This window comes from Sediminicoccus sp. KRV36, from assembly GCF_023243115.1.
Lineage (GTDB): Bacteria > Pseudomonadota > Alphaproteobacteria > Acetobacterales > Acetobacteraceae > Roseococcus.
Genome location: NZ_CP085081.1, coordinates 2337450 through 2362684 on the forward strand (window position 1 = coordinate 2337450; position 25235 = coordinate 2362684).

At 70.0% G+C, this 25235-nt stretch carries 29 protein-coding genes; 15 read left to right on the plus strand and 14 right to left on the minus strand.

The window, feature by feature from the left end; genetic code table 11:
• Nucleotides 1–26: 26 nt before the first annotated feature.
• Both LHU95_RS10820 and LHU95_RS10825 read right to left on the minus strand, forming a co-directional pair.
• Entirely contained in the window at nucleotides 27–464 is a 438-nt protein-coding gene (locus tag LHU95_RS10820; protein WP_248711371.1) for a thioesterase family protein, read from the minus strand.
• Nucleotides 461–1375 carry an ABC transporter substrate-binding protein gene (locus tag LHU95_RS10825; RefSeq protein WP_248711372.1) on the minus strand — a complete coding sequence of 305 codons (915 nt, stop codon included), beginning with the start codon at nucleotides 1373–1375 and terminating at the stop codon, nucleotides 461–463. The genes LHU95_RS10820 and LHU95_RS10825 overlap by 4 nt, the downstream gene beginning before the upstream one ends.
• A gap of 123 nt (nucleotides 1376–1498) precedes the next feature.
• Here LHU95_RS10825 and minC point away from each other — a divergent pair, with 123 nt between their 5' ends.
• The 7 genes from minC to LHU95_RS10860 all read left to right on the plus strand — a co-directional run bounded on the left by minC (nucleotide 1499) and on the right by LHU95_RS10860 (nucleotide 8537).
• Nucleotides 1499–2263, plus strand: coding sequence for a septum site-determining protein MinC (minC, locus tag LHU95_RS10830; protein WP_248711373.1), 765 nt, complete (start codon nucleotides 1499–1501; stop codon nucleotides 2261–2263).
• Nucleotides 2264–2320: 57 nt separating this feature from the next.
• A complete protein-coding gene (minD, locus tag LHU95_RS10835) occupies nucleotides 2321–3142 on the plus strand; it encodes a septum site-determining protein MinD (RefSeq protein ID WP_248711374.1) in 822 nt (273 codons plus the stop codon).
• Nucleotides 3139–3423, plus strand: coding sequence for a cell division topological specificity factor MinE (gene minE, locus LHU95_RS10840; RefSeq protein WP_248711375.1), 285 nt, complete (start codon nucleotides 3139–3141; stop codon nucleotides 3421–3423). The genes minD and minE overlap by 4 nt, the downstream gene beginning before the upstream one ends.
• A gap of 8 nt (nucleotides 3424–3431) precedes the next feature.
• Nucleotides 3432–4460 carry a serine hydrolase gene (locus LHU95_RS10845; protein ID WP_248711376.1) on the plus strand — a complete coding sequence of 343 codons (1029 nt, stop codon included), beginning with the start codon at nucleotides 3432–3434 and terminating at the stop codon, nucleotides 4458–4460.
• Nucleotides 4461–4499: 39 nt separating this feature from the next.
• Nucleotides 4500–6023 carry a YifB family Mg chelatase-like AAA ATPase gene (locus LHU95_RS10850; RefSeq protein WP_248711377.1) on the plus strand — a complete coding sequence of 508 codons (1524 nt, stop codon included), beginning with the start codon at nucleotides 4500–4502 and terminating at the stop codon, nucleotides 6021–6023.
• 69 nt (nucleotides 6024–6092) lie between these two features.
• Nucleotides 6093–7745 carry a gamma-glutamyltransferase gene (gene ggt, locus LHU95_RS10855; RefSeq protein WP_248711378.1) on the plus strand — a complete coding sequence of 551 codons (1653 nt, stop codon included), beginning with the start codon at nucleotides 6093–6095 and terminating at the stop codon, nucleotides 7743–7745.
• A 6-nt stretch (nucleotides 7746–7751) separates the two neighbouring features.
• Nucleotides 7752–8537, plus strand: a complete 786-nt coding sequence (locus tag LHU95_RS10860) for an FkbM family methyltransferase (RefSeq protein WP_248711379.1) — start codon at nucleotides 7752–7754, stop codon at nucleotides 8535–8537.
• A 77-nt stretch (nucleotides 8538–8614) separates the two neighbouring features.
• On the opposite strand, the gene LHU95_RS10865 is transcribed toward LHU95_RS10860, so the two are convergent.
• The 5 genes from LHU95_RS10865 to LHU95_RS10885 form a co-directional block, all read right to left on the minus strand.
• Nucleotides 8615–8854, minus strand: coding sequence for a hypothetical protein (locus tag LHU95_RS10865; protein ID WP_248711380.1), 240 nt, complete (start codon nucleotides 8852–8854; stop codon nucleotides 8615–8617).
• A 139-nt stretch (nucleotides 8855–8993) separates the two neighbouring features.
• Nucleotides 8994–10328, minus strand: coding sequence for an MFS transporter (locus tag LHU95_RS10870; protein ID WP_248711381.1), 1335 nt, complete (start codon nucleotides 10326–10328; stop codon nucleotides 8994–8996).
• Nucleotides 10325–11302 carry a tripartite tricarboxylate transporter substrate-binding protein gene (locus tag LHU95_RS10875; RefSeq protein WP_248711382.1) on the minus strand — a complete coding sequence of 326 codons (978 nt, stop codon included), beginning with the start codon at nucleotides 11300–11302 and terminating at the stop codon, nucleotides 10325–10327. The genes LHU95_RS10870 and LHU95_RS10875 overlap by 4 nt, the downstream gene beginning before the upstream one ends.
• A gap of 73 nt (nucleotides 11303–11375) precedes the next feature.
• The gene (locus tag LHU95_RS10880; RefSeq protein WP_248711383.1) at nucleotides 11376–12326 is read right to left on the minus strand and encodes a D-2-hydroxyacid dehydrogenase; all 951 of its coding nucleotides are present in this window, start codon (nucleotides 12324–12326) and stop codon (nucleotides 11376–11378) included.
• A gap of 92 nt (nucleotides 12327–12418) precedes the next feature.
• On the minus strand, nucleotides 12419–13054 hold the full coding sequence (locus LHU95_RS10885; protein WP_248711384.1) for a YopT-type cysteine protease domain-containing protein: 636 nt from the start codon (nucleotides 13052–13054) through the stop codon (nucleotides 12419–12421).
• Nucleotides 13055–13207: 153 nt separating this feature from the next.
• Here LHU95_RS10885 and LHU95_RS10890 point away from each other — a divergent pair, with 153 nt between their 5' ends.
• A complete protein-coding gene (locus LHU95_RS10890; RefSeq protein ID WP_248711385.1) occupies nucleotides 13208–13807 on the plus strand; it encodes a hypothetical protein in 600 nt (199 codons plus the stop codon).
• 4 nt (nucleotides 13808–13811) lie between these two features.
• Here LHU95_RS10890 and LHU95_RS10895 read toward each other — a convergent pair whose 3' ends face one another.
• Genes LHU95_RS10895 through LHU95_RS10905 form a run of 3 tightly spaced genes read right to left on the minus strand, consistent with a single transcriptional unit; the run spans nucleotide 13812 to nucleotide 16660 of the window.
• A complete protein-coding gene (locus LHU95_RS10895; protein ID WP_248711386.1) occupies nucleotides 13812–14882 on the minus strand; it encodes a tartrate dehydrogenase in 1071 nt (356 codons plus the stop codon).
• A gap of 27 nt (nucleotides 14883–14909) precedes the next feature.
• On the minus strand, nucleotides 14910–15752 hold the full coding sequence (locus tag LHU95_RS10900; protein ID WP_248711387.1) for a ferric reductase-like transmembrane domain-containing protein: 843 nt from the start codon (nucleotides 15750–15752) through the stop codon (nucleotides 14910–14912).
• Nucleotides 15749–16660 (minus strand): mitochondrial fission ELM1 family protein, encoded by a 912-nt coding sequence (locus LHU95_RS10905; protein ID WP_248711388.1) that lies wholly within the window; start codon nucleotides 16658–16660, stop codon nucleotides 15749–15751. The genes LHU95_RS10900 and LHU95_RS10905 overlap by 4 nt, the downstream gene beginning before the upstream one ends.
• Before the next feature lie 87 nt (nucleotides 16661–16747).
• Here LHU95_RS10905 and LHU95_RS10910 point away from each other — a divergent pair, with 87 nt between their 5' ends.
• The 7 genes from LHU95_RS10910 to LHU95_RS10940 all read left to right on the plus strand — a co-directional run bounded on the left by LHU95_RS10910 (nucleotide 16748) and on the right by LHU95_RS10940 (nucleotide 21931).
• A complete protein-coding gene (locus LHU95_RS10910) occupies nucleotides 16748–17473 on the plus strand; it encodes an orotate phosphoribosyltransferase (RefSeq protein WP_248711389.1) in 726 nt (241 codons plus the stop codon).
• A 64-nt stretch (nucleotides 17474–17537) separates the two neighbouring features.
• Nucleotides 17538–17789, plus strand: a complete 252-nt coding sequence (locus LHU95_RS10915; RefSeq protein ID WP_248711390.1) for a hypothetical protein — start codon at nucleotides 17538–17540, stop codon at nucleotides 17787–17789.
• A complete protein-coding gene (locus LHU95_RS10920) occupies nucleotides 17786–18073 on the plus strand; it encodes a type II toxin-antitoxin system RelE/ParE family toxin (protein ID WP_248711391.1) in 288 nt (95 codons plus the stop codon). Before LHU95_RS10915 ends, LHU95_RS10920 begins: the two co-directional genes overlap by 4 nt.
• On the plus strand, nucleotides 18055–19713 hold the full coding sequence (locus LHU95_RS10925) for a peptide ABC transporter substrate-binding protein (protein WP_248711392.1): 1659 nt from the start codon (nucleotides 18055–18057) through the stop codon (nucleotides 19711–19713). The genes LHU95_RS10920 and LHU95_RS10925 overlap by 19 nt, the downstream gene beginning before the upstream one ends.
• Nucleotides 19713–20084 (plus strand): VOC family protein, encoded by a 372-nt coding sequence (locus tag LHU95_RS10930; RefSeq protein WP_248711393.1) that lies wholly within the window; start codon nucleotides 19713–19715, stop codon nucleotides 20082–20084. The genes LHU95_RS10925 and LHU95_RS10930 overlap by 1 nt, the downstream gene beginning before the upstream one ends.
• The gene (locus tag LHU95_RS10935) at nucleotides 20081–20995 is read left to right on the plus strand and encodes an ABC transporter permease (protein WP_248711394.1); all 915 of its coding nucleotides are present in this window, start codon (nucleotides 20081–20083) and stop codon (nucleotides 20993–20995) included. The genes LHU95_RS10930 and LHU95_RS10935 overlap by 4 nt, the downstream gene beginning before the upstream one ends.
• Before the next feature lie 108 nt (nucleotides 20996–21103).
• Entirely contained in the window at nucleotides 21104–21931 is an 828-nt protein-coding gene (locus tag LHU95_RS10940; protein ID WP_248711395.1) for an ABC transporter permease, read from the plus strand.
• On the opposite strand, the gene LHU95_RS10945 is transcribed toward LHU95_RS10940, so the two are convergent.
• Genes LHU95_RS10945 through LHU95_RS10960 form a run of 4 tightly spaced genes read right to left on the minus strand, consistent with a single transcriptional unit; the run spans nucleotide 21867 to nucleotide 25226 of the window.
• A complete protein-coding gene (locus tag LHU95_RS10945; protein ID WP_248711396.1) occupies nucleotides 21867–22298 on the minus strand; it encodes a DUF3293 domain-containing protein in 432 nt (143 codons plus the stop codon). The genes LHU95_RS10940 and LHU95_RS10945 overlap by 65 nt on opposite strands.
• Nucleotides 22295–23473, minus strand: coding sequence for a class I SAM-dependent rRNA methyltransferase (locus LHU95_RS10950; protein ID WP_248711397.1), 1179 nt, complete (start codon nucleotides 23471–23473; stop codon nucleotides 22295–22297). Before LHU95_RS10950 ends, LHU95_RS10945 begins: the two co-directional genes overlap by 4 nt.
• Nucleotides 23470–24354: a DMT family transporter gene (locus LHU95_RS10955; protein ID WP_248711398.1), complete on the minus strand. Its 885-nt coding sequence runs from the start codon at nucleotides 24352–24354 to the stop codon at nucleotides 23470–23472. Before LHU95_RS10955 ends, LHU95_RS10950 begins: the two co-directional genes overlap by 4 nt.
• Entirely contained in the window at nucleotides 24351–25226 is an 876-nt protein-coding gene (locus LHU95_RS10960) for an EamA family transporter (RefSeq protein WP_248711399.1), read from the minus strand. Before LHU95_RS10960 ends, LHU95_RS10955 begins: the two co-directional genes overlap by 4 nt.
• Nucleotides 25227–25235: the final 9 nt, after the last annotated feature.

Below are 25235 nucleotides of genomic sequence, written 5' to 3' on the forward strand. Positions count from 1 at the left end.
GATGGGCCTTGAGAATCGCCGCCGCGTCAATCGCCCGCGACGGCGGCACCTGCCGCGCGCAGGGCTGGCGGCAGCGGGACAGTCTCGGATTGCGCCGCGCGCTTCACATAGACATGGGTGAAATGCCCCTCCGCCGCCGCCTGATCCTCATCATTGCGGAACAGCGCCAGCGCATAGGTGATCGAGGAGGTGCCAAGCCGCGTGACGCGCAGCCCGCCCGTGACCTCATCCGGGAAGGCGAGGGGCGCGTGATAGCGGCAGCCGGTCTCGACCACGAGGCCGACATGCGGGCTGCTGCCCAGATCCAGCACGCCATGCGCCAGCAGGAAGCGCGCCACCAGCGTGTCGAAGAAGCTGTAATGCTGGACGTTGTTCATGTGGCCGTAGATGTCATTGTCCATCCAGCGCGTGGCCATGGCCAGGAACCAGCGATAATCGGCGCGGCGGCCGGGCGGCGCCCTCACGCCCCCACCTTGCTGGCGAGGGCCTCCGTCACCACCGCCTCATCCACGCAGATGTCGAAATCGGGGATATGCGTCAGGCGCTGGGCGCGGATCATTGCCTCGCCCAGCGCCTGGAAGGCGGCGCGCGGCATATGCGGCCCATCCGTCCACAGGCCGGCCGCCCGGTAGCGCGCGACGGCGCGCTCGCGCGTGGCGTGAGGCAGGTCGGGGAAGCGGGCTTCCAGCAGGGTGGCGATTTCGGCGATGGGGGCCGTCTCCATCCAGCGCAGTGTCTCGGAGAGTGCTCGCACCATGCCGCGCATGGTCTCGCGCCGGGCGCTGAGCGTGGCGGTGGTGCTGTAGAGCGAGCTGTAGGCCATCGGGCCCGTGCTGGCCTGGCTGAACCAGACCGAGCCGCCGGCCTCCTCCACGGCCGAGGCGAAGGGCTCGAAGACCTGGATCGCATCGAGCTTGCCGGCCAGCAGGGAGGCCACATTCTCCGCCATGGTGCCGGCTGCGCGGTCCTTCACGGGCCGGCCGCCGGCGCGTGCCACGGCATCGGCCAGGCACCAGACGGGGGTGGGAACCTCGGTGACGAGGCCGAGCCGGAAGCCGTTGAGCTCCGCCAGATGCAGCCCCTCGCGGGCGGAGCGCCCCATGATCAGGAAGGGGTCGCGCATGATGACGGCGCAGAAGGCCGTGAGCGGCGATCCGGGGTCCGCCGCGCGGTGCTGCATGACGCGCATCGGCCCGCTCCAGGCGAGGTCGGCCCGGCCTTCCAGCACGGCTTCGGCGGCCAGGGTGGGGGTGCCTGCCGTCTCCATCCGCAGGTCGATGCCCTGGCGGATGAAGGCGCCACGCGCCTCGGCCAGGTAATAGGGGGCGTAGAACAGGGCGCGGAAGGGCTCGGCGAGGATCAGTGTGTCTTTCATGCGGGCAGCATGCGGCGGATTCGGCGCCGATTCCACTCCTCCGCCCGAAGTTGGGGCTTCGCTCGCGGCGCGGGTGCGGCTATCAGGAAGGCTTAACCTGCCGCTGGGATGCACTTGGACCCGATGACCGCCGCTGCGAGGCCCGCCTCGTCCCCTGAAACCTTCCGCCTGCGCGGGAGCAATTACAGCCTGCTCACGCTGCGTTTGCTGACCGGGGATGTGCAGGCGGTGCTGCCGGCGCTGGGGGATCAGTTCCGCAAGGCGCCGGGTTTCCTGCGTTTCGCGCCCATCGCCATCGGCCTGGACGACCTGGGCGGCGAGCAGGTGGATTTCCCCGCGCTGATCGCGGGGCTGCGCGCGCTGGAAATCCTGCCCATCGGCGTGGTGGGCGGCCCGCAACTGCTGCGCGCCTCGGCCGCCGGGGCGGGGCTGCCCACGCTGCGCCCGGCCGGCCAGCGCGAGACGGAGGTGGAGGCGCCATCGCCCGTGGCCGCCCCCGCCATGGCGGCACCCCCTGTGGCCATTGCGCCGACACCCGAAGCGCGGCCCGCCCCGGCCGCCAAGACCATGGTGGTCAGCCAGAACATCCGCGCCGGCCAGCGCATCTACGCCGAGGGCAGTGACCTCATCATCATCGGCTCCGTCAATGCGGGTTCCGAGGTGATCGCGGATGGCAACATCCACATCTACGGCGCCCTGCGCGGCCGCGCCGTGGCGGGCGCCAGCGAAGATGGCACGGCGCGCATCTTCGCGCAGAATTTCGACCCGGAGCTGGTGGCCATTTCCGGGTTCTACGCGGTGCGGGAGGGGCTGACCTCCACATCCATCGGCCGCGGGGTGCAGGTGCGCCTCGATGGCGAGCAATTGCGGTTCGACCCCTTTGGTTGAGCCCATGATCCATTCACGCTTTGCGACCCCGCATGAGCCCCCACGAAGGAACACCACATGGCGCAAGTGATCGTCGTCACATCGGGCAAGGGGGGTGTCGGCAAGACCACCAGCTCCGCCGCCTTCGCCACCGGCCTCGCGCAGCGCGGCAAGAAGACCGTCGTCATTGATTTCGATGTCGGCCTGCGCAACCTCGACCTCATCATGGGCGTCGAGCGGCGGGTGGTGTTCGACATCGTCAATGTCGTCCAGGGCGAGGCGAAGCTCTCCCAGGCGCTGATCAAGGACAAGCGGGTGGAGGGGCTCTCCATCCTCCCCGCCTCGCAGACGCGGGACAAGGATGCGCTGACCAAGGAAGGCGTGCAGTCCATCATCGAGGAGCTGTCGAAGGATTTCGACTACATCCTGTGCGACAGCCCCGCCGGTATCGAGAAGGGCGCGCTGCTGGCCCTGTATTTCGCAGACCAGGCGATCGTCGTCACCAATCCCGAAGTCAGCTCGGTGCGCGACAGCGACCGCATCCTGGGCGTGCTGCAATCCCGCACCCGCCGCGCCGAGCAGGGCAAGGACCCGGTGAAGCAGCATCTGCTGCTCACGCGCTACGACCCCGCCCGCGTGGAGCGTGGCGAGATGCTGAAGCTGGAGGATGTGCTGGAAATCCTCGCCATCCCGCTGCTGGGCGTGATCCCGGAGAGCGAAAGCGTGCTCAAGGCCTCCAACTCCGGCAATCCGGTCATCATGGATGCCGAGAGCCTCGCGGGCCAGGCCTATGCCGATGCCGTCGCGCGCTTCCTCGGCGAGGAGAGGCCGCATCGCTTCATCGAAGTGGAAAAGAAGAAGGGCCTCTTTGGGCGCCTCTTTGGCGGGAGGGCAGCATGAGCTGGCTGAATTTCTTCCGCAAGGAGCGCGAGGACAAGGGCACGGCCGTCACGGCCAAGGACCGGCTGCAGGTCATCATCAGCCATGAGCGCGTCAGCCGCGGCAAGGAGGATTTCCTGCCCAAGCTCCAGCAGGAGCTGGTCGCCGTGGTGGCGCGCTACGTCTCGATCGATCCGGGCAAGGTGCAGGTGAACCTGGAGCGTGGCGGGGATTTCTCCACCCTCGCCATTGATATCGAACTGCCCGGTCCGGCGGCAATGCCCGGCGGCCGCGCGGCGTGAATGCGGCCTTGCGCGCCGCCACGGATTTCGCTGCGGCGCATGAAACGCCCTGGCCGCGCGATATCCTGGCGCATCTGGAAGCCGGCTTCTTCGAAGGCCCGCCCGACAATGCGGTGATCGGCCCGACGGCGCCGCGCGGCGGCCCGAATGGCGTGATCTTCCATCGCGGCCAGCGCGTGGCCGAATGGGGGGACCCGACGCGCGCGGACATGACCTTCAGCGTGGCGAAAAGCTACCTCGCCATCCTCGCGGGGCTTGCCGTGCAGGATGGCCTGCTGCCGGATCTCGATGCGAAGGTTTCGGCCCGCGTGCCGCATGAGGCTTTCGCCACGGCGCAGAACAGCGGCATCACCTGGCGGCACCTGCTGACCAACACCTCGGAGTTCGAGGGCACGCTGTTCGGCAAGAGCGACCTGATCGACCGTGGCCGCAACCTCGGCGTCGAAGGGCAGGGGGCCAAGCGCAGCCCGCGGCCGATGCAGCCGCCCGGCACCTACTGGGAATACAATGACGTCCGCGTGAATGCGCTGGCTCTGGCACTGCTGCACCTGTTCCGCCGGCCGCTGCCCGACATCTGGGCCGAGCGGATCATGGTGCCCATCGGTGCCGGCACAGGCTGGCAATGGCGCGGCTATTCCACCTCGCAGGTCGAGATTGACGGGCGGATGATCGAGAGTGTCTCCGGCGGCGGGCATTGGGGTGGCGGCATCATCATCAATGCCGAGGACCAGGCGCGGGTCGGCCTGCTGGTGGCCCATGATGGCGAGTGGCAGGGCCAGCGGATCATCGCGAAGGAGTGGCTGGATCTCTGCCGCACGCCCTGTGCGCTGAACCCGCATTACGGCTTCCTGTTCTGGCTCAACACCGGCCGCACGAAATGGCCGGCGGCGAGCGAGGGCGCCGTCTGCTTCTCGGGTGCCGGCGGCAACACCACCTGGATGGAGCCGGCGGAGGGGATTGTCGCTGTCTCGCGCTGGCTGGATGCGGCGCATCTGAATGCCTTCATGGGGCAGGTTCGCGCGGCTCTCGCGAATTAGGGCTTGCAACCGGGCGTTGTGGATGAACACTGCATCCGCATGAGCCTTGCCCGTATCGTGACCTTCGCTTTCGCCGGCATCAACGCCATCCCCGTGGAGGTCCAGGTCCAGCTGGCGCCTGGGTTGCCGGGCTTTCTGGTGGTCGGCCTGGCGGACAAGGCCGTGGGCGAATCGCGGGAGCGGGTGCGCGCCGCCCTGACCGGCCTCGGCCTCGCCCTGCCACCCAAGCGGGTGCTGGTGAACCTCGCCCCCGCCGATCTCGCGAAGGAGGGCAGCCATTATGACCTGCCCATCGCGCTCGCCTTGCTGGCCGCCATGGATATCCTCCCGCGCGAGGATCTGGCGGGTTTCGCGGCATTGGGCGAATTGTCGCTGGATGGTTCCATCCTGCCCGTGGCCGGCGTGCTGCCGGCGGCATTGGGCGCCTCGCAGCGCGGCCTGGGGCTGATCTGCCCGGCGGCGCAGGGGGCGGAAGCCGCCTGGGCCGGGCGGGGCGAGGTGCTGGCCCCGGCCGACCTGCCCAGCATTCTCAACCATTTTCGCGGCGTGCAGGTGATGACCCCGCCCGAGCCGCCCCGGCTTCAGCGCGAGGATTGGCGCGGCCCTTGCCTGTCCGAGGTGAAGGGGCAGGAGGCAGCCAAGCGTGCCCTGGAAATCGCCGCCGCCGGTGGGCACAACCTTCTGATGATCGGCCCGCCGGGTGCCGGAAAATCCATGCTGGCCGCGCGGCTGCCCGGGCTGCTGCCGGAACTGACGCCGGGTGAGGCGCTGGAACTCTCCATGGTGCATTCGGTCGCCGGGCTGCTGCGCGAGGGCAGGCTGCTGACGCGCCCGCCCTTCCGCGAGCCGCATCATTCCGCGAGCCAGGCGGCGCTGATCGGCGGCGGTTTGCGCGCCAGGCCGGGCGAGATCAGCCTGGCGCATCACGGCGTCCTCTTTTTGGATGAGTGGCCGGAATTTCCGCGCCCCGCGCTGGAGGCGCTGCGCCAGCCGATGGAGACGGGGCGCGCCGTCATCGCGCGCGCCAATGCGCATGTGGAGTATCCCGCGCGCTTCCAATGCATTGCCGCCATGAACCCCTGCCGCTGCGGCTATCTGGGCGAGGCGGCGCGCGAATGCGCCCGCGCCCCCCGTTGCGGCGAGGAATATGCCGAACGCCTCAGCGGCCCCCTGCTGGACCGCATGGACATCACCCTCGAGGTGCAGGCCGTGCCCGCGGCCGAACTCTCCCGCGCGCCGGCGGGCGAGACCACGCAAGCCATCGCGGCGCGCGTGCATGCGGCGCGCGACATCCAGCGCGCCCGCTATGGCGAGGATGGCCCGCGCCACAATGCGGCGGCCGATGGCGCGATGCTGGAGGAACGGGCACTGCTCGACCAGGCCGCCCGGCAATTGCTGGAACAGGCGGCGGAGCGGCTGGGGCTTTCGGCGCGGGGCTTTGTGCGCACCATCCGCCTGGCGCGCACCATTGCGGACCTGGCGGGCATGAAGATCGTGCAGCGCGCCCATCTGGCCGAGGCGCTGGTCTATCGTGGCCGGCGGGGGATGCGCCGCGCGGCGTGACGCGGGGGCCTGATCCGGGCTAAACCGCCCCTCGTGATTCGCGCGCCCCTCCTTGCCCTGGTTTTGCTGATGGCCGCGCCGGCCCTGGCGCAGCCCGTGATCGCGCAGAATCACATGGTCGTCACCTCGCATCCGGCAGCTTCGGAGGCGGGGCAAGCCATCCTGCGCGCCGGCGGTTCGGCGGTGGATGCGGCGATCGCGGTGCAGGCCGTGCTGACCCTGGTGGAGCCGCAATCCTCCGGCATTGGCGGCGGCGCCTTCCTGCTGCACTGGAACCCCGCGACCCGCGAACTCGCCACCTGGGACGGGCGGGAGACGGCGCCCGCGGCCGCGCGTGGCGACCTGTTCCTGCGCGACGGCCGGCCCATGGATTTCTTCGACGCCATCATCGGCGGCCGCGCGGTGGGCGTGCCCGGCGTGATGCGGATGCTGGAGGAAGCCCACCGCGCCCATGGCAAGCTGCCCTGGGCCGAATTATTCGCCCCCGCCATCCGGCTGGCGGAGGAAGGCTTCCCTGTCTCGCCGCGCCTCGCACGCTTGCTGGCGGGTTTCGCCGGCACGCTGCGCCGCGATCCGGGGGCCCGGGCCATCTACTTCACGCCCGAAGGCGCGCCCCTGGCCGAGGGTGCCAGGCTGCGCAACCCGGCGCTGGCCGCCACCCTGCGCGCCATCGCCGAGGAGGGGGCCAATGCGCTGCATCGCGGCCCCATCGCGCAGGAGATCGTCCGCGCGGTGCGGGGCCACGCCAATCCCGGGCTGATGACCGCCGATGACCTGGCGGGCTATGCGCCGCATCGCGGGGCGGCGCTCTGCCTGCCTTATCGCGTCTTTGCGCTGTGCGGGCCGCCGCCGCCCTCGGGTGCCGCGGTGGTGCTGCAGATCATGGGCCTGCTCGGCCATTTCGATGTGGCGGGGCTGGATCCGGCGGGGCTGGATGCGGCGATGCTGATCAGTGAGGCCGGGCGGCTGGCCTTCGCGGATCGCAACCGCTTCATGGCCGACCCGGCCTTCATCCCGGTGCCGGTCAGTGGCCTGCTGGACGCGGCCTATCTCACGGCGCGGGCGCAGATGCTCTCGGCGGACCGCGCGATCGGCGCGCCGCAGCCCGGCAATCCGCGCCGCTACGGCCCGGCCCTCGCCAGCCAGCCGCCGCAGCCCGAGGGCGGGACGGCGCATATGTCCATCCTGGACGCCGAGGGCCGCGCCGTCTCGATGACGACGACGGTGGAGAGCGCCTTCGGCGCCCATGTCGTCGTGCGCGGGTTTTTCCTGAACAACCAGCTGAGCGATTTTTCCTTCCTGCCGGAGATGGATGGCCGGCCCGTGGCCAATCGCGTCGAGGGGGGCAAGCGGCCGCGCTCCTCGATGTCGCCCATGCTGGTGTTCCGGCAGGGGGAGCTGGAGGCGGTGGCGGGTTCACCGGGCGGCGCGCGCATCATCGGCTATGTCGCGCAGGCCCTGGCTGCCCTGCTGGACTGGAACATGGACCCGCAGGCGGCGTCGGCGCTGCCGCATGTCGGCGCCCTCAACGCCGCGACCGAGCTGGAGCGGGGCACGGCGGCCGCCGGACTCGCGGCCGGGCTGATCGCGCGCGGTGCGCCGGTGGATCTGCATGAGATGAATTCCGGGCTGAACCTGATCCGCGTGCAGCGCCAGGGCGAGGTGCGGCGCTTGCTCGGCGGCACGGACCCCCGGCGCGAAGGGATGGTCGCGGGTGACTGAACAGCGATGAGCCGTAGCATCGCGCGCTTTCTCTCGGGCCTGGTGCTGGCCGGCACGCGCCCCATGCGGCCACGCCGTGCCGCGGCGACGCGTGCGCTGGTCGCTGAAACCCTGCTGCAGCGCGTCACGGTGGAAACGCCGGCCGGGCCGGTCTGGGTGGAATGCCCCTCGGCCCGCGCGCTGCATGATCCGCAGGGCTTCGGCCAGGATGAGCCGGAGACGGTGGCCTGGATCATGGCGCTGCCGGCGGGCAGCGTGCTCTGGGATATCGGCGCCAATATCGGGCTCTACAGCCTGCTGGCCGCGCGGCGCGGGCTGCCGGTCCTGGCCTTTGAGCCTTCGGCCTCCAGCTTCGCCGCCATGGTCCGCAATATCGAGATCAATGGCTTCGATGATCGCATCGCCGCCTATTGCCTGGCCTTCGCGGAGCGGACGGCACTGGTCACGCTGAACATGGCCAGCACGGCGGCCGGGCATTCGATGCACAGCATCGAGGCGCGGGAAGGCGGGTTTCGCCAGGCCGTGCCAGGCTTCGCGCTGGATGATTTCATGGCGCATTTCGCGCCCACGCCGCCGGACGCCATCAAGCTGGATGTGGACGGGATCGAACCCGCGATCCTGCGCGGCGCGATGACGACGCTGGGCCGCCACGTCCGGGAGGTGCTGGTGGAGATTGACGGCGCCAATGCGGCGGCGGGCGGCAATGGCATTCCGGAAATCCTGGGCGCGTGTGGCTTTGCCGAAATCCCCATCGCGGGGGCCGCGCGCAACCGGCGCTTCACGCGCGGCTGAACGCCGCCGGCAGGGTGCCGGATCAGTGCCCCCGCCGCGCGAATCGGCCCGGGTCGGATCCCCGAGTTAAAACGCTGTCAGCCGCACTCGCAGCCAGGGGCCGGGGCCATGCTCTGGCGGGCGACGTGGTGATCCACCCATTCTGCGACCAGGCGCCGCGCTTCGGTGATCGAGGCTTCGGGGTGATGCACCCGGTAGAGCGTGGTGCAGGCCTGGAAAGCGGCCATATCCGTCGTGCCGACATCGCGCAGCTCGCGATAGGCGGTGACGACGGCGCGCTCGCAACGGCGGGCGATGTGGCTGAAATCGCGACCCATGATTCTCTCCAGTTGCGAGTCAATCGCAACAGAAGAAACCATAGCGACATCTGAACAGGCGTTCAAGTGAAGGGTGCGCAAGCCAGCAGCCTTGCCGGCCGAGAGGGCGGCCGGGCCTCGTGGATGCCACGCGCGGCGCCTATCCCCAGCGGCGCAACAGCAATGCCAGGGCCAGGAAGGGCAGCGCGCCAGCCACCCAGAAGGCTTGCCCGAAGCCCGCCAGGAAGCCCGCCATGGGTGCTGCGCCCGCGGCCAGCGCGCCAGCCTCGCCAGCGCCGAACACCAGGGTCAGCAGCGAGGCCGCCAGCACGATGCCCAGGGTGCGCGTCAGCAAGGTCAGGCTGCCCGCCACCCCGCGATCCTCACGCCGCATGCTGGCGGTGATCATGTCGGTATAGGCGAGGGTAAAGAGGCCGATGCCGAAGCCCTGCAGCAGCAGCGCCGCCAGCAGCAGCCAGGCCGAGGTGCCCGGCCCCCAGAATGCGATCATCAAGAGGCCGGCCCCGCCCAGCCCGGCCCCGGCCAGCGCACAGCGCGGCCCGCCACCCAGCCGCCCGCCCAGCGCCGAGCCCAGCATGGACCCCAGATGCCCGGCGGCCAGCACCCCGCCCACCCAGGCCGGCGGCAGCGCCGCCACGCTGGCCAGGTAGAAGGGCACCAGGAGCATGACGCCAAACCCCGCCAGATTGACCAGAAGGCTCGCCAGGTTCAGCCGTGCGAAGCCGGGCCGGCGAAACAGGCGCAGATCCAGGATGGGCCGCGCAACCCCGAGGCTGCGCCAGGCAAACCCGCCCAGCGCCAGGCCAGCCATCAGGAACAGCGGGATGGCGCCGCGGTTGATCGCCAGCAGCAGGCTCGCCATGCCGAGGGCCAGCAGCAGCGCGCCCGCGCCATCGAAGCTCTCACGCGGGCCGGCCGGCCTGGGCGGCACCAGGCCGCCGCGCAGCAGCCACAGGGCCAGCAGGGCGACCGGCACGCGAATCCAGAACACCGCCTGCCAGCCGCCCCACGCCACCAGCAACCCGCCCAGCAGCGGCCCGAGGGCGGAGCATGCGGCAAAGCCCGCGGCATAGGCAGCCAGCGCCCTGGCGCGCATCGCCTCGGGGTAGAGGCTGGTGGCGAGTGCGGCGCCGCAGCCGATGACGAAGGCGGCCCCCACGCCTTGCAGCACGCGGCAGAAGAGCAGGGCGCCATAGCTGGGCGCCAGCGCGCAGAGCAGCATCGTCATGGCACTCCAGCACAGGCCGAAGCGGAACACCCGCGCATGACCCCAGATATCGCCGATGCGCCCCACCGCCAGCATCAGGCTGCCATAGGTCAGCACATAGGCGATGATGAGCCACTGGATCGCCGGCAGGGGCAGATCGAAGGCCTGGATGATCTGCGGGAAAGCGACGTTCAGCGCGGTGTCGAAGGGCACCACGAGCGTGCCCAGCAGCAGCGGGAAAAGCCGGCGCGCCTCGGCCGGCGTCACCCTTCGAGGCGGATATTGTTGGCGCGCACCACCCGGGCCCAGCGCTCGGCTTCGGTCTCGACGAAGCTTGCGAAACCCTCGCCGGAGACGGCCAGCACATCCATCCCCTGGCCCTCGACGCGGGTGCGGGTGTCCGGCTCGGCCAGGATGCGCGCGAGGGTGGCCGACATGCGCTCGCGGATCGCGGCGGGCACGGCGGCGGGGGCGAAGACGCCCCACCAGGTCGGTGCCTCGAAGCCCGCGATGCCCTGTTCCTGGAAGCTCGGCACGCCGGGCAGATCGCGCCAGGCGGTGGCGGTGGTCACCCCCAGGCCCTTGAGCGCGCCGTTGCGCACATGCGGCCCACCCACCGGCGCATTGGTGACAAAGAGCGGCACCTGGCCGGCCAAAGCATCGGCCAGGGCGGGCGCGCCGCCGCGATAGGGCACATGCGTCAGTTCCACACCGGCGAGGTTGCAGAGTTGCACCATCGCCACATGCATCATCGTCCCCACGCCCGCCGTGGCATAGGTGATGCTGCCCGGCGGCCGCGCGCGTGCGGCCGCCATCAGCTCCTGGAAGCTGCCCCAGGGGTTGGAGGGGTGCGAGGTGACCAGCAGCGGCCCGCGCCCGATCAGCATCACCGGCGCGAAATCCCGCCGCGCGTCATAGGGCAGGTTCATGATCGCGGGCGTGATGACCTGGCTGTCCTGCGCGATCAGCCAGGTGAGGCCATCCGGCGCGGCACGGGCGGCTTCGGCGGCACCCACCGTGCCGGTGGCGCCCGGCCGGTTCTCCACCACCACTGGCTGGCCCAGCAGCGCCTGAAGCCGGGGCTGCAGCAGCCGTGCCACGATATCCACCGAACCCCCCGGCGGCCAGCCAACGACCAGGCGCAGCGGCCGGCTGGGCCAGCCCTCCTGCGCCAGCGCCAATGACGGGGCGGCCAATGATGGGGCGGCCAAGAGGCCGAGCGTGAATCCGCGGCGCTGCATCCGGTTTTCCTCCTGGCCGGTTATGCCCGGCTCCGGCCAGGAGCCTGCCCGAGATGCGCGCCAGGGCACAAGATCAGTAGCCGATCTGCCGATCCACCACCTCGCGCAGGGCCTCGCCCTCCAGCAGGCGGCGGAGATTCTCGGTGAAGAGGCGCGCCACGACACGGTCCCGCTCGGGGTGCATCCCGCCGATATGCGGCAGGACCATGATGCCGGGCGTGGTCCAGAACGGATCACTTGCGGGCAAGGGCTCCTCGCGGAAGACGTCGAGGATGGCGCCGGCGATGCGCTTTTCGGTGACGGCGGCGATCAGGTCGGCATCCACGATGGCGCTGCCACGGCCGAAGTTCAGCAGCCAGGCGCTGGGCTTCATGCAGGCGAGGCGCGCGGCGTTCATGAAGTTGTCCGTCCCCGGCGTCGCTGGCAGCAGCAGCAGCACGAAATCGGCGCGGGCCAGCACGTCATCGGTGCGTTCGGGCGGCAGGATCTCGGTCACATGCGGCATGGGGGCCGGGTTGCGGCGCGTGCCGATCACCTCCATGCGCAGCGCCGAGGCCAGGCGCGCAACCTCGGCCCCGATGGCGCCGAGGCCCAGGATGCCCAGCACCTTGCCGTTCAGCGGCGTGGCGACGCGCCGCTTCCACTGGCCCTGCTTCTGCGCCTCGGCGATGGCGGCGTAGCCCTTGGTGATGTGGAACAGGCCACCCAGGATGTTTTCCGGCATGGAATCGCCATGCGTGCCGCGCGCGCAGGTCAAAATCAGCGCCTCCGGCAGGTCGGGCAGGGCGAGCCAGCCTTCCACGCCGGCGGTCAGCGCCTGCACCCAGCGCAGCCGGGGCATGCGCGGCAGCAGGCCGGGCTGGGCACCCCAGCCGAGGATCACCTCCGTCTCGGCCATCTGTGCAGCACTCGGCATCTCCTTGCGGGCGAGCGTCTCGATGGTCACCCGTGGTGCCAGGCCGGCGGCGGTGATGGCTTCGACATAGGGGCCCGGCGTGTCGGTCCAGAGCAGGATATGGGTCATGCGATTCTTTCGGTGCGGGAATGGCGACCATGCTGCCACCGCCCGGCGGCTTTGCGAAACCGGGGGGCAAGTGCGTGCCGCGAGGTGGCGCTCTATCGCGGCGTCAGCAGCGCCCAGGTCACCTGCATGATCTGCGAGAGCTTCGCATCCGCACGTGCGCTCCACCAGTATTGCTGGAAGAACTCGGCCATATCGCCATTGCCGATCTTGAACTCGCCGGCATTGGGATCGAAGAAATGCAGGTGGCTGTTCATGCCCAGCATGTTTCCGCCGGAATGGTAGGAGACCATCTGGTGGCCGCCTCGCGGCGAGCGCCAGGTCAGCGAGGCGTAGCGGTGCTTGCCGCCCGCATCCACCAGCATGTCGGTGATCGCCGTGGCCATCTGCTTGGCACCCCCTTCGGCGGGGCTGGCGACATGGTCGGACTTGTAGTCGCTGACCGTGAAGCCATAACTCGCCCAGAGCGGCCCTTCCTTGGCCGTGCCCGCGGCGCCGGGTGCCGCTTCATAGGCGAGTTGTGCGGCAACGACCCTGTCCCTGTCGGTGGTGATGAATTTCAGGCGATCCTCCGGCTTCTCATTCTTCTGCGCCAGATGGCGCCCGGCCCAGAGCATGGACAGCCCGATGCAGCAGCCATCCTTGGCGGCACCGGTCTGCCTGGACTTGAGGAGGGCGTCATCGTTCTGGCTGTACTTCGCCGTGATGCAGTCCTTGAAGGAAAATGGCATGGCGATACCCCCCGGCTGCGCGGCGTTTCGGCGTGGCGCGCATCTCTGAGGGCAAGTAGCGCACGGCGCCCCCGCGGACACAATGCGAAGCGTGATTGATCGCTGCCCGGGCCTGGCGCAAGCTGGGTTCTCCACAGGGCAGGACGCGTGATGATGGCCGAGACAATCCTCTTTCCCGGGCAGGTCGAATGGTCCGGCGAGAACCCCGGCATCTCGCTGAAGGAAGACCCGGCCGGCCCCTTCACGACGCTGGCCTCCTTCTTTCGCGTGGTGCTCTCGCCGCATGGGCGCGGCCATGCGCTGGTGCTGCTGCAGGCGCCGCAATCCGAAGGTGCCGGCAATATCTGCCTGACGGACAATGAGCCGCTGGCGCGCTGGCTGGTGAGTGACTACGTCGCGCATTTCGGCGCCTGGCGCGGCCTGCCTGGCCTGCGGAACCTCGAATACCGCGCGCTCGACAGCGTGGCCGCGGGCGGCGACGCCATCACCCATTACAGCGAGACGGTGACGGGCGGCGGCATGACCGTCGCGCTGGAATGGAAGGGGCTGGGCAAGCCCTTCTGCTTTGCCCTGGCGCCCGCGCAATCCGCGACCGGCACGCACCACATGCCAAGCCTTTTCGTCGGTTGCGAGACGGCGCATGTCACGGTCAATGGCGTGGCCCGCGCGGGGGCGCCCATCCCGCGCGAGATCGTGGGCCAGCGCATCTCGACCGCGATGCTGGCCTTTTCGGAGACGTGGCTGCGCGTCTGAGCGCTCAGGCCTTCGCCACCGCCTCCGCGATCGCCCGGCCGACATCCAGCGTGCCGGCCTGGCCACCCAGGTCCCGCGTGCGCGGCCCGCCCTCGGCCAGCAGCTTCTCGATGGCGGTGGTGATGGCCTTTGCGGCCTCATGCTCGCCCAGATGATCGAGCATCATCGCCCCCGACCAGATCTGGCCGATGGGGTTGGCGACGAAGCGCCCGGCGATATCCGGGGCGGAGCCGTGCACCGGCTCGAACATCGAGGGAAACAGCTTCTCCGGGTTGATATTGGCGCTGGCGGCGACACCGATGGAGCCGGCGACGGCGGGCCCGAGATCGCTCAGGATATCGCCGAACAGGTTGGAGCCGACCACCACATCGAACCAGTCCGGATGCTGCACGAAATGGGCGCAGAGGATGTCGATATGGAACTGGTCCGTCGTCACCTCGGGGTAGTTCTTGCCCATGGCTTCGAAGCGCTCATCCCAATAGGGCATGGTGAAGGTGATGCCGTTGGACTTGGTGGCGCTGGTCACCTTCTTGCGGGGCCGCTTCATCGCCAGCTCGAACGCATACTTGATGATGCGGTCCGTGCCGGTGCGCGTGAGGATGCTCTGCTGGCTGACGAATTCGCGCTCCGTGCCGGGGAACATGCGGCCGCCGACGCTGCTGTATTCGCCCTCGGTATTCTCACGCACCACGTAGAAATCAATCTCGGCCGGGGTACGGTTGGCGAGGGGGGTGGCGACTCCGGGCAGCAGCTTGCAGGGCCGCAGCGAGACATATTGGTCAAAACCACGGCGGATCGGAATCAGCAGGCCCCAGAGCGAGACATGATCCGGCACGCCAGGCCAGCCGACGGCGCCGAGGAAGACGCTGTCACTGTCCTTCAGCTGGTCCAGCCCATCTTCCGGCATCATGCGGCCGGTCTTCACATAGGTTTCGCAGGACCAGTCATAATGGGTCAGGCTGAGTTCGAAGCCGAAGCGGGTGGCGGCGGCATCCAGCACGCGCAGCCCCTCGGGCGTGGTTTCCTTGCCGATGCCGTCGCCCGGAATGACGGCGATGCGATGCTTGCGTGCCATGTGGCGTTCTCCCTCGATGCCTTGGGACTACGCCGCGCGTTGCCGTCCGGCAAGACGGCGCAGGGCGGCCAGCAGCACGAAACCGGCGGCGATGATCCCCGAGAGCACGGCCGGGCGGGGCCCGAAGCTGACATCCAGATTGGCGGCGCTGATGCGTGCGGCGGGCAGGTTGGTGGCCAGCGCATACCACAGGAATTCGATCAGCACCGCGCTGAACAGGGCGGCGATGCTCAACAAGGCCAGCGCCGGCAGGCTGGTCTGCCAGCGGCCGGGCAGGGCGCGCCAGGCCAGCAGCCAGGCCAGCAGCCCGGCCAGCAGCACCGCGTTCGACACATCCGTCTTGGACTGGATGAAGGCGTGCAGCAGCCCCAGCAAGGCCACGGGAAAGACGATCCGGTGCAGTTTTTTCCAGCCCTGGCCGAGGCGCTTCATCCAGCCATCGGTCGAGGTCCAGCCGAGCACGAGAAGCCCCAGCAGCGCCGTGAAGCCGATGATGAGATAGACCCGGCTGACGATCTCGATCGCCACGCGCCACAGCCGCCAATTCTGATCGCCGATATAGAGCGTGAAATGCAGCAGCACCCAGGCGAGTGCGCCCAGGCCGATCATCCGCCGCAGCTGGAAGAGCCGCGGCCAGCCCAGGATGCGGCCGAGCGGTGTCACGGCGAGGCTGGCGATCAGCAGCCGGATGGCCCAGTGGCCGGTTTCATGCGTGGCGGCTTCCAGCGGCTCCGGCCCCAGCTCACTCATGGCCCAGAGTTGGAACAGGCGCAAAGCCGGCAGGATCATCACCGCGAGGGTCACGATGCGCAGTGCCGAGACCCGGCCGGCGCGGTCCCGCCAAGGGGTGAACGAGGGGGCAAGCGTCATGCCCAGCCCCGGGCGCGGATTTCGGCGGCGATGCGTGCGGTTTCATCCCGCGGCAGACGCGGCGGCGGCAGCGGGTCCCCCAGGCGCGCCGCGAGGCCGGCGGCGATCAGGCTTTGCGCCACGGCCTGGTGGCGGGCCCCAAGCCCGCCCGGATCGGCGATGAGCAGGGGGCTGGTGGTCATCAGCGCTTCGGACAGCATGGAAATGGAATCACCTGTCACGACGAGGATATCGGCCATGGCCAGCATGGCGGCGTAGGGGTTCGCCCCCGACGCCCCCCATGGATACAGCAGATGCGGAATGTTTTGCAGCGTATCGGCGACGGCTTGCGTGGCGGCCGCCCCGGTCCGGCGCGAGGTGGTGACGAGCAGGCTGCCGCCCAGCTGCGCGGCCGTGCTGGCGATGCGGGCGGCGCAAGCGGGGTCCATCCCCTCGGCCCGCACCGGGCCGCCCAGCAGCAGCGTGACGATGGGGTGCGGCAGGGTGGCGAAATCCGGGAAGCTGGCCCGGGCAGCGGCCAGGGCCTCCGGTGTCAGCCGATGGGCGGCCCCCTGGATGAGCATCACATTCGGCGCCGGCGCCGGGTGGTCATGCGCGCCGATCACCAGCAGGTCGAAATCGGCGGCACCGAGGCCCGGCCGCATGGCGTGCACCGTCCGCGCGCCGCGCGCCCGCAGCCAGCGCGACACGGGGGCCGAGCGGCGGCCGGCAGAGAAGACGAGGCTGGGCCAGGGCGGGGTGAAGGCCGTGCGATCCGCAAGGCCGGCCAGCGTCGGCCAGGGCCAGGGCAGCCCCGCCAGGCGGCCGAAGCGCAGCGGCACCCGCCGGAAGGGCTGGCCCAGGCGTTCGGCCATGCCCAGCGCCTGCGCGGCCGTCCCCGCGCGGGGATCCTCCAACACCCAGATCATGGCAACACCCAGATCATGCCAGCACCCGGATCATGGACGCGGCGGGCGCGCGGCGTTACGAGACGCCATCAGGATGGGAGTCATGGAATGAGTGGTCATCACGCCTCGGATTGGGACAGGGACGCGGCCTTGACCACGGCGCGCATCCTGCTGGAGATCAAGGCGGTGAATTTCCGCCCCGAGGAACCCTATACACTGACCTCGGGCTGGAAGAGCCCCGTCTATATCGACTGCCGCAAGATCATCTCCTACCCCCGCGCGCGCACCCGCATCTGCGACCTGGGCGTCGAGAAGATCAACCGCGCCATCGGCTTCGAGACGATCGAGAGCATCGCGGGTGGCGAGACGGCGGGCATCCCCTTCGCCGCCTGGATCGCCGACCGCATGAACCTGCCCATGGCCTATGTGCGCAAGAAGCCCAAGGGCTTCGGCCGCAACGCGCTGATCGAGGGCGATGTGCCGGTGGCGCGCGAGACGCTGCTGGTCGAGGATCTGACCACCGACGGCGCCTCGAAGATCCGCTTCGCCGAGGCGCTGCGCGAGGCCGGCGCCAAATGCGCGCATACCTTCGTGGTGTTCTACTACGGCGTCTTCCCCGGCAGCTTCGAGCAGATGAAGGGCATGGGGCTGTCCCTGCATCACCTGGCCACTTGGTGGGATGTGCTGGAAGTCTGCCGGGAGCGGGCCTATTTCCCGGAAGCCTCGCTGACGGGCGTGCGCAAATTCCTGGAGGATCCGGTGGCCTGGAGCCGCGCGCATGGCGGCGTGGGCAGCCTGGAGGAGGCGCTGGCGCATAAGGGCAAGGCGGGGTGAGGGGGCGAATCCGCGCGACTTCCGGCGCGGGTTTGGGCAGAGTATTCGCCTGAAGGAGAGCAGCATGGTCCAGATCACCATCGAAATCGCCGATGACATCGCGGCCAAGCTGCGTGCCGATGCGGCAGCAGGCGGCATGGATGAATCCGCCCTGGTTGAAACCGCGCTCCTGCTCTTTGGCGAGCAAGCCGCAGCTTTTCGCGCCTTTGTCGCCGAAGGGGAAGCGGATGTGGCCGCGGGTCGCGTCGTTCCCTGGGAGGACGTGATGGAGAGCCTGGACGCCATCATCGCACAGGCCCAAACCCGGCAATCTTGAAGCCCGTCAATCTCTCGCGGAGGGCCGAGACTGATCTGGCCGAGGCGGTCGGCTTTATCGCGCGCGAGAACCCCGCAGCCGCCATTGCGATGCGTCACCGTATCGCAGAGGCATTTGCTCTCTTCGCTCGTTTCCCCGAGGCTGGCATCGCTCAGCCAGGCCAAGCCGAGCGCATTTTGCAGGCCAAGGGCACGCCCTACCGGCTGATCTACCGCAGCGACATGGCGGGAGTGGTCATCCTTCGCATCTGGCATGGAGCCCGTTCATGGCCACCCGTTTCCTGATCCTTCTTCTGCTGCTGGTCAGCCCCGCCCTCGCGCAGGCCCCGCGCGAGACGCTGAACATCGGCATCACGCAATACCCCTCCACGCTGCACCCCAACATCGAGAACATGGTGGCGAAGTCCTATACGCTGGGCTTCACCCGCCGCCCCGTCACCGCCTATGACGCGACCTGGCAGCTCATCTGCCTGCTTTGCGAAACCCTGCCCACGCTGGAAAACGGCCTGGCCGTGCGCGAGACCACGCCCGATGGCAAGCCCGGCCTGCGCGTCACCTGGCGCCTGCGCGAGGGGCTGCGCTGGGGCGATGGCACGCCGATCACGACGGAGGATCTGCGCCTCACCTATGATGCCGGGCGGGATGGCAGCACGGGCATCGGCCCGGCCGAATTCTTCCGCTCGGCCTATGAATTCATCGCCGAGGATGCGCGCAGCTTCACGCTGCGCTTCGACCGCGTGACCTTTGAATTCGCGAGCCTGGGGGATTTCGCCCCACTGCCCGCGCATCTGGAGCGCACCCGCTGGGAGAGCGAGCCACGCAGCTACCGCACCCGCACGCTCTACGACACGGAGCCGACGAATCCCGGCCTGTGGAATGGCCCTTACCGCATCGTCCAGGTGCAGGCGGGTGCTTCCATCACGCTGGAGCGCAATGCGCATTGGTCCGGCCCCGCGCCGGCCTTCCGGCGCATCGTGATCCGCACGGTGGAGAGCACGCCGGCGCTGGAGGCGCAGCTGCTGGCGGGCCAGGTGGACATGATCGCGGGCGAACTCGGCCTGCCGGTGGAGCAGGCCAGCGCCCTGATCCGCCGCACCGGCAGCCGCTTCCGCGCCGAATACCGCCCGGGGCTGATCTATGAGCATCTGGACCTCAACCTCGACATGCCCGCCCTGCGGGACCGCCGCGTGCGCCAGGCGCTGCTGCTGGCGCTGGACCGCGCGCAGATCGTGGCGCGGCTGTTCGAAGGGCGGCAGACCGTCGCCAACACCACCGTCAACACGCTGGATTGGCCGCATGACCCCAATGTCCGCGCCTGGCCGCATGATCCGCGCCAGGCCGCTGCCCTGCTGGAGGAGGCGGGCTGGCGCCTCGCGGGGACTGCGGACGGCATTCGCCGGAATGCCGAGGGGCAGCGGCTTTCCTTCGAGTTGCTGACCACCGCCGGCAACCGCTCGCGCGAGGCGGTGCAGCAGGTGATCCAGGCGCAATGGCGGCAGATCGGCGCCGAGGCGCGCATCCGCAACGAGCCGCCGCGCGTGTTGTTCGGCGAGACGCTCTCCCGCCGGCGCTTCCAGGGGGCGGCCATGTTCGCCTGGGTCTCCGCCCCCGAAAGCGTGCCGCGCAGCAGCCTGCATTCCAGCGAAATCCCGAATGCCGAGCGCAACTGGTCCGGCCAGAACTACACGGGCTTCCGCCATGCCGAGATGGACGCCCTGCTGGAAGCCCTGCCGCAGGAGCTGGACCGTGAGAAGCGCCGCATCCTCTGGCACCGGTTGCAGGCGATCTACGCCGAGGAATTGCCCAGCCTGCCGCTCTGGTTCCGCCAGGATGCGCATCTCTGGCCCGCCTGGCTGGATGGCGTGCGGCCAACGGGGCATCTGAACCCCTCCAGCCTCTGGGTCGAGGAGTGGCGGCAGCGCTGATGCTGGACCATGTCTCCATCACGGTGAATGACCTGGCCCGCAGCGCGCCGTTCTACGATGCGGTGATGGCTGCCCTTGGCGTGCCCTGTGTCTGGCGTGAGGCGCATGCGCTCGGCTTTGGCGCGCGTGACAGCGGTGCCGGCTACCTGACCATCGCCGAATGCCCTGGCGTCATCGCGGATCGGCGGCACTGGTGCTTTGGCGCGCCGGATCGCGCGGCCGTGCGCGGCTTTCATGCGGCGGGGCTGGCGGCGGGTGGTTCGGATGACGGCGCGCCGGGGCTTCGGCCGCACTACCATGCGGCTTACTACGCGGCTTTCCTGCTCGATCCGGATGGCAACCGGGTGGAAGCGGTCTGCCACACCGCATGACACGCCTGATCCTCTCCCGCCTCGCGCAGATCGTGGTGACGGCGGCGATCCTCTCCTTTTGCGCCTTCATGCTCATCGCCCTCATGCCGGGCGATCCGATTGACCTCGCCATCGCCAGCGATCCGCGCCTGACGGCCGAGGATGCGGCGCGGCTGCGCGCGCTGCACGGGTTGGACCAGCCGCTGATGGCCCGCTACCTCGCCTGGGCCGGCGCGGTGCTGGAGGGGCGCTTTGGCCATTCGCGACTCTTTGCGCAGCCAGTCGCCGCATTGCTCGGCCCGGCGCTGCAGAGCTCGCTGGCCTTGCTGGGGCTGGCGCTGACGCTGGCGGTCGGCATCGGCGTTTCGCTGGGCGCCCTGGCGGCGCTGCGGCCCGCGGCCGCGCCCTTCGTGCAGGGGCTTGCGCTGGTGGCGCAGGCGGTGCCGTCCTTCTGGCTCGGCATCCTGCTGATCATCCTGTTCGCCGTGCAGCTGGGCTGGCTTCCCGCAGGGGGTGAGGGCGGCTGGCGCTTCCTCATCCTGCCGGTCGCGACGCTGTGCTTCGCCAACCTCGCCGCCTATGCGCGCCATGCGGCGGCGGCCCTCACCACCGCCATGACCGAGCCGCATATCCGTACGGCCCGGGCGCAAGGGGCGAGCGAGCGCCACATCATCCTGCGCCACGCGCTGCCCAATGCCGGCGTGCCCCTGCTGACCATCGCGGCGCTGGATGCCGGCGCGCTGGTCTCGGGCGCGCTGATCACCGAGACGATCTTTGCGCGGCCGGGCATGGGCAAGCTGATCTATGACGCGGTGATGGGCAATGACTTCAACCTGGCCTTGCTGGCGCTGCTCGTGGTGGCGGTGGTGACGATGCTGGCGACCCTGGCGGCCGATCTGGCACAGCGCTGGCTGGACCCGCGGATCGCATGAGTGGCGGGCGCTTTACGGCCCCGGGCTTCGCACCGGCGCGATCGGGCCGGGCGTGATGGCCGGCCTTTGCGTCATCCCGGCCTCAGCGCTCCTGCGCGCGGGCCGCGCATGAAAGCGGGCCTTGCGCTGCTCGGGCTGTTGCTGCTCGCGGCACTCGGCGCCCCGCTGGCGGGCGCGCTGCTGGGGCATGATCCCTTCCTGCCCGATCTGTTCAGCCGGTTCGAGGCGCCCTCGGCCCGCCACCCGCTCGGCACGGATGAATTGGGGCGGGATCTGCTGCTGCGGCTGCTGCATGGGGCGCGGGTTTCGCTGACGGTCGGCTTGCTGGCCGCCCTGGCCGCCACCTGCATCGGCACGGTGATCGGCCTGCTGGCCGCCTGGCGGGGGGGTGTGTGGGATGCCGTGCTGATGCGCCTGGCCGATGGGCTGCTGGCGCTGCCCGGCCTGCCGCTGCTGGTCATCCTCGCGGCACTCGATCCTGCCGTGGTCGGGCTGCCGCGCGGTGAGGCCGCGGCCGATATCCTGCGCATCGCCGTGCTGCTGGCGGCCTTTGGCTGGGTGGGCGTGGCGCGTTTGGTGCGGGCCACGGCGCTTTCGGTGCTGGCGCGGGATTTCGTGCGCGCCGCCCGTGCCATGGGCGTCTCCGAGGCCAGGGTCCTTGCGCGGCATGTGCTGCCGGAGCTGGCGGCGCCCATCGCCATCGCCACGGCCCTGGCGGTGGGCGGCGCGGTGCTGGCGGAGAGCGTACTGAGCTTCCTCGGCCTCGGCATCGCACCACCCGCGCCCAGCTGGGGGAATATGCTGGCCAATGCGCAGGAGCTGGTGTTCCAGGCGCCGCTGGCCGCCCTTTGGCCGGGGCTGGCCATCCTGCTCACCGTGCTGGGCTGCAACCTGGTGGCGGATGGCGTGGCACGGCGGCGGCAAAGCGCGGGTTGAACAGCAGCCGCGCGGGCTGGCCCCGACGCAGGCAGAGGATGGCCGCCTGGCGGAATTGCCGCGCCACGCGCAGCAACAGCCGCGCATCAGCCGCGACGAGGAGGTTGTGTTCCTGCCAGAAGCGCGTGCCGCTCATGCCCTCCAGGGCAGGCTTGCGGCGCAGCGCGCCGCGCAGCGCCGCCTGGCGCCGCAGATTCCAGCCGGGCGGATGCCGCCGGCTCATCGGGTTCCATGCGGTGATGAAGGCGGCCTGCCGCGCTGCCAGGCCCGCCAGCCATTCATCGGCCGACACGCTGCGCATGCCGGGCCGCGCGAGGACTGGGCCCGCGCGGAAGATGGTCCGCCGGTAGGCCTCGGCCAGTGTCATCCCAGTTGCAGAAGCTGCGCCTTCAGATAGGCGCTCTCGGGCAGCATGGGGTGCACGGGATGGTCCGGGCCGGCGCCGGTGCTGGCCAGCAGCCGCGCCTCGCGCCGGGCTTTCCAGACGCCCTCCGCCACGGCCGCCGCGAATTCCAGCGGGGCCGCGTGGTGCGAGCATGAGGCGATGAAGAGAAACCCGCCCGGATTGACCAGCTGCGCGCAAATCCGCGCCAGCCGCTGATAGGCGCGCAGGGCGGCCGGAATATCCTTGCGCGATTTGGCGAAGGCCGGCGGGTCCGCCACCACGATGTCAAACCGCCGCTGGCCGCCCACCATGCGCTCCAGCGTTTCCAGCGCCTCGCCCTTCTGGGCGGCGACGCGGCCTTGCACGCCATTCGCGGCGGCCGAGGCCATGGCGAGTTCGAGTGCGGGCTGCGAACGGTCCAGCAGCGTCACCTCGCGCGCGCCGGCCTGGGCCGCCAGCAGGCCGAAGCCGCCGGTGTGGCAGAAGGCATCGAGCAGCGTGGCACCCGAAGCGAGGGCCGCGACCCGCGCGCGATTCTCGCGCTGGTCGAAGAACCAGCCGGTCTTCTGGCCGGCGAGGAGGTCCACCTCGAAAGCGAGGCCACCTTCTTCCACGCGGGCGCGCGCCTCGGTACCGTGCAGCAGCCTGGTTTCCAGCGGCAGGCCCTCCAGCGTGCGCACCGCGCTGTCATTGCGGGCGAGGATGCTGCGCGGGTTGAGCAGCCGGCGCAGCGCCTCGACGATCAGCGGCATGGCCGCTTCCATGCCCACCGTATTGGCCTGGAGTGCCAACACATCATCGAAGCGGTCCAGGATCAGGCCAGGCAGGCCATCGGCTTCCGCATGCACGAGGCGGCAGAAGCGGGCGATGCCGAGCCGTTCGCGCAGCTTCAGCGCGGCGCCGATCCGCGCCTCGAACCAGGCGGCGTCCGGAGTGGCCGCGGCATCGCGGTCCAGCGCGCGGGCGGCGATCAGGCTATGCGGGTTAAAGTGCCAGACGCCGTGCTTCACGCCGTCATCCCCCTCCAGCCGGACGGCCTGGCCGGGCGGCAGGGCGCGGGCGCCGGCATCCATCACGATTTCATTGGAGAAGGCCCAGGGGTGGCCGGATTTCACCCGGCGGTCACGGCCGGGCTGCAGGCGGAGAATGGGGGTCATCGGGGCTTATCGCGCACTCCCACCGCCAGCGCCACCGCGGCCAGGGTGCCACTCAGTGCCAGCGCCTCCCGCCAGCCCAGCGGCTCGCCGAGAAACAGCCCGGCCCCCAGCACGCTCAGCACCGGCGCCAGCAGCGTGCCGATGGCCGCGGTGGAGGCCGGCAGCCGCGCCAGCGCGCCGAACCAGGTGAGGTAGGAGAGCCCCATCGAGAAGATCATGAACCAGCCGAACCAGAACCAGACCGGCGGCGTCACCAGTGCCGGGTGGAAGCTTTCCAGCAGCGGCGCCAGCACGGCCATGGGCACGCAGCCGATGGCCATCTGCCAGGCCAGCGCGGTGATGGGATGCAGCACCAGCGGCCGCCGCTTGGAGAGCACGGCCCCCAGCGCGAAAAGCAGCGCCGAGGCGAGGATGAAGAGTAGGCCGGGCAGCTTCGCCAGCCCCAGCTCCACCCCGCGCCCGGCAAACAGCACGATGATGCTGCCAAAGCCCAGTGCCAGCCCCGCGAGGCGCGCAGGGCCGGGCTTCTCGCCCAGGATGGGCCAGGCGAAAAGTGCCGCCCAGACGGGCATGGTATAGGCGAGGATCGCGGCCTCCGAAGCGCTCAGCCAGCGCAGGGCCAGCGTGCCGAAGGCCATCCAGGCGGTGATGTTCAGCAGCGCGTACAAGACCAGCCGGCGGCGCTGCGCGGGCGGCACATGCAGGCTGATGCGAAACGCCATCGCACCCAGCGCCAGCAGCACGGCCAGCGTCCCGCTGCCAAGCGCGCGCATGGAGAGCGGCGGCAATTCCGTCAGCAGGAATTTCAGGACGGGCCAGGTGGCGCCCCAATTCACCGCCGTCATCATCAGCAGCATCAGGCCCGTCTGGCGGGGCGTCATGCGCGCTGCCGGGTGGCGAGCAGCACGCCGGCGAGGGTGAAGCCCAGCGCCCCCCATTCGCGCAGGCCCAGCGGCTCGCCCAGCAGCAGCCCGGTGGCCAGCACGGCGACGATGGGCACCAGCAATGTCCCGATGGTGGCGGTGCTGGCCGGCAGCCGCGCCAGCGCGCCGAACCAGGCGAGATAGGCGATGCCGAGTGCCACAATCGCCATCCAGCCCATCAGGAACCAGCCCAGCCCCGAAAGCTCGGCCAGCTGAACCTCCTCCAGGAAGGGCGAGAGCAGAAACAGCGGCAGGCAGCCCAGCCCCACCTGCCAGACCATCGCCGCGACAGGATGCATCGGCAGCGGATAGCGCTTGGACAGCACCGCGCCGAGGGCGAACAGCATGGCGGCGGCCAGCAGCATCAGCATGCCCGGCAGCTTCTCCAGCCCGACTTCCACGCCGCGCCCGGCGAACAGGATCACCACACCGCCGATGCCCAGCACGAGGCCCGCGAGCTTCGCCGCACTCGGCCGCTCGCCCAGGATGGGCCAGGCCAGCAGCGCGGCCCAGACCGGCATGGTGTAGGCGAGGGTGGCGGCTTCGGCGGCACTCAGCCACAGCAGGCCGACCGTGGCGAGGCCCATCCAGGCCGTGACATTGAGCAGCGAGGAAAGCATCAGCCGCGCCCACATGCGGCGCGGCACCCGCAGCGTCACGCCGAATGCCAGGGCGCCCAGCCCGAAGATCAACGAGGAAGCGAGCCCGGCATAGGACCGCGCGGCGAGCGGCGGCATCTCGCGCAGGAGCAATTGCATGGCGGGCCAGTTGGAGCCCCAGCCCAGGCCGGTCAGTACAAGCAGCAGGAGGCCGGTGGCGCGCGGGGTCACGGTGGGAAG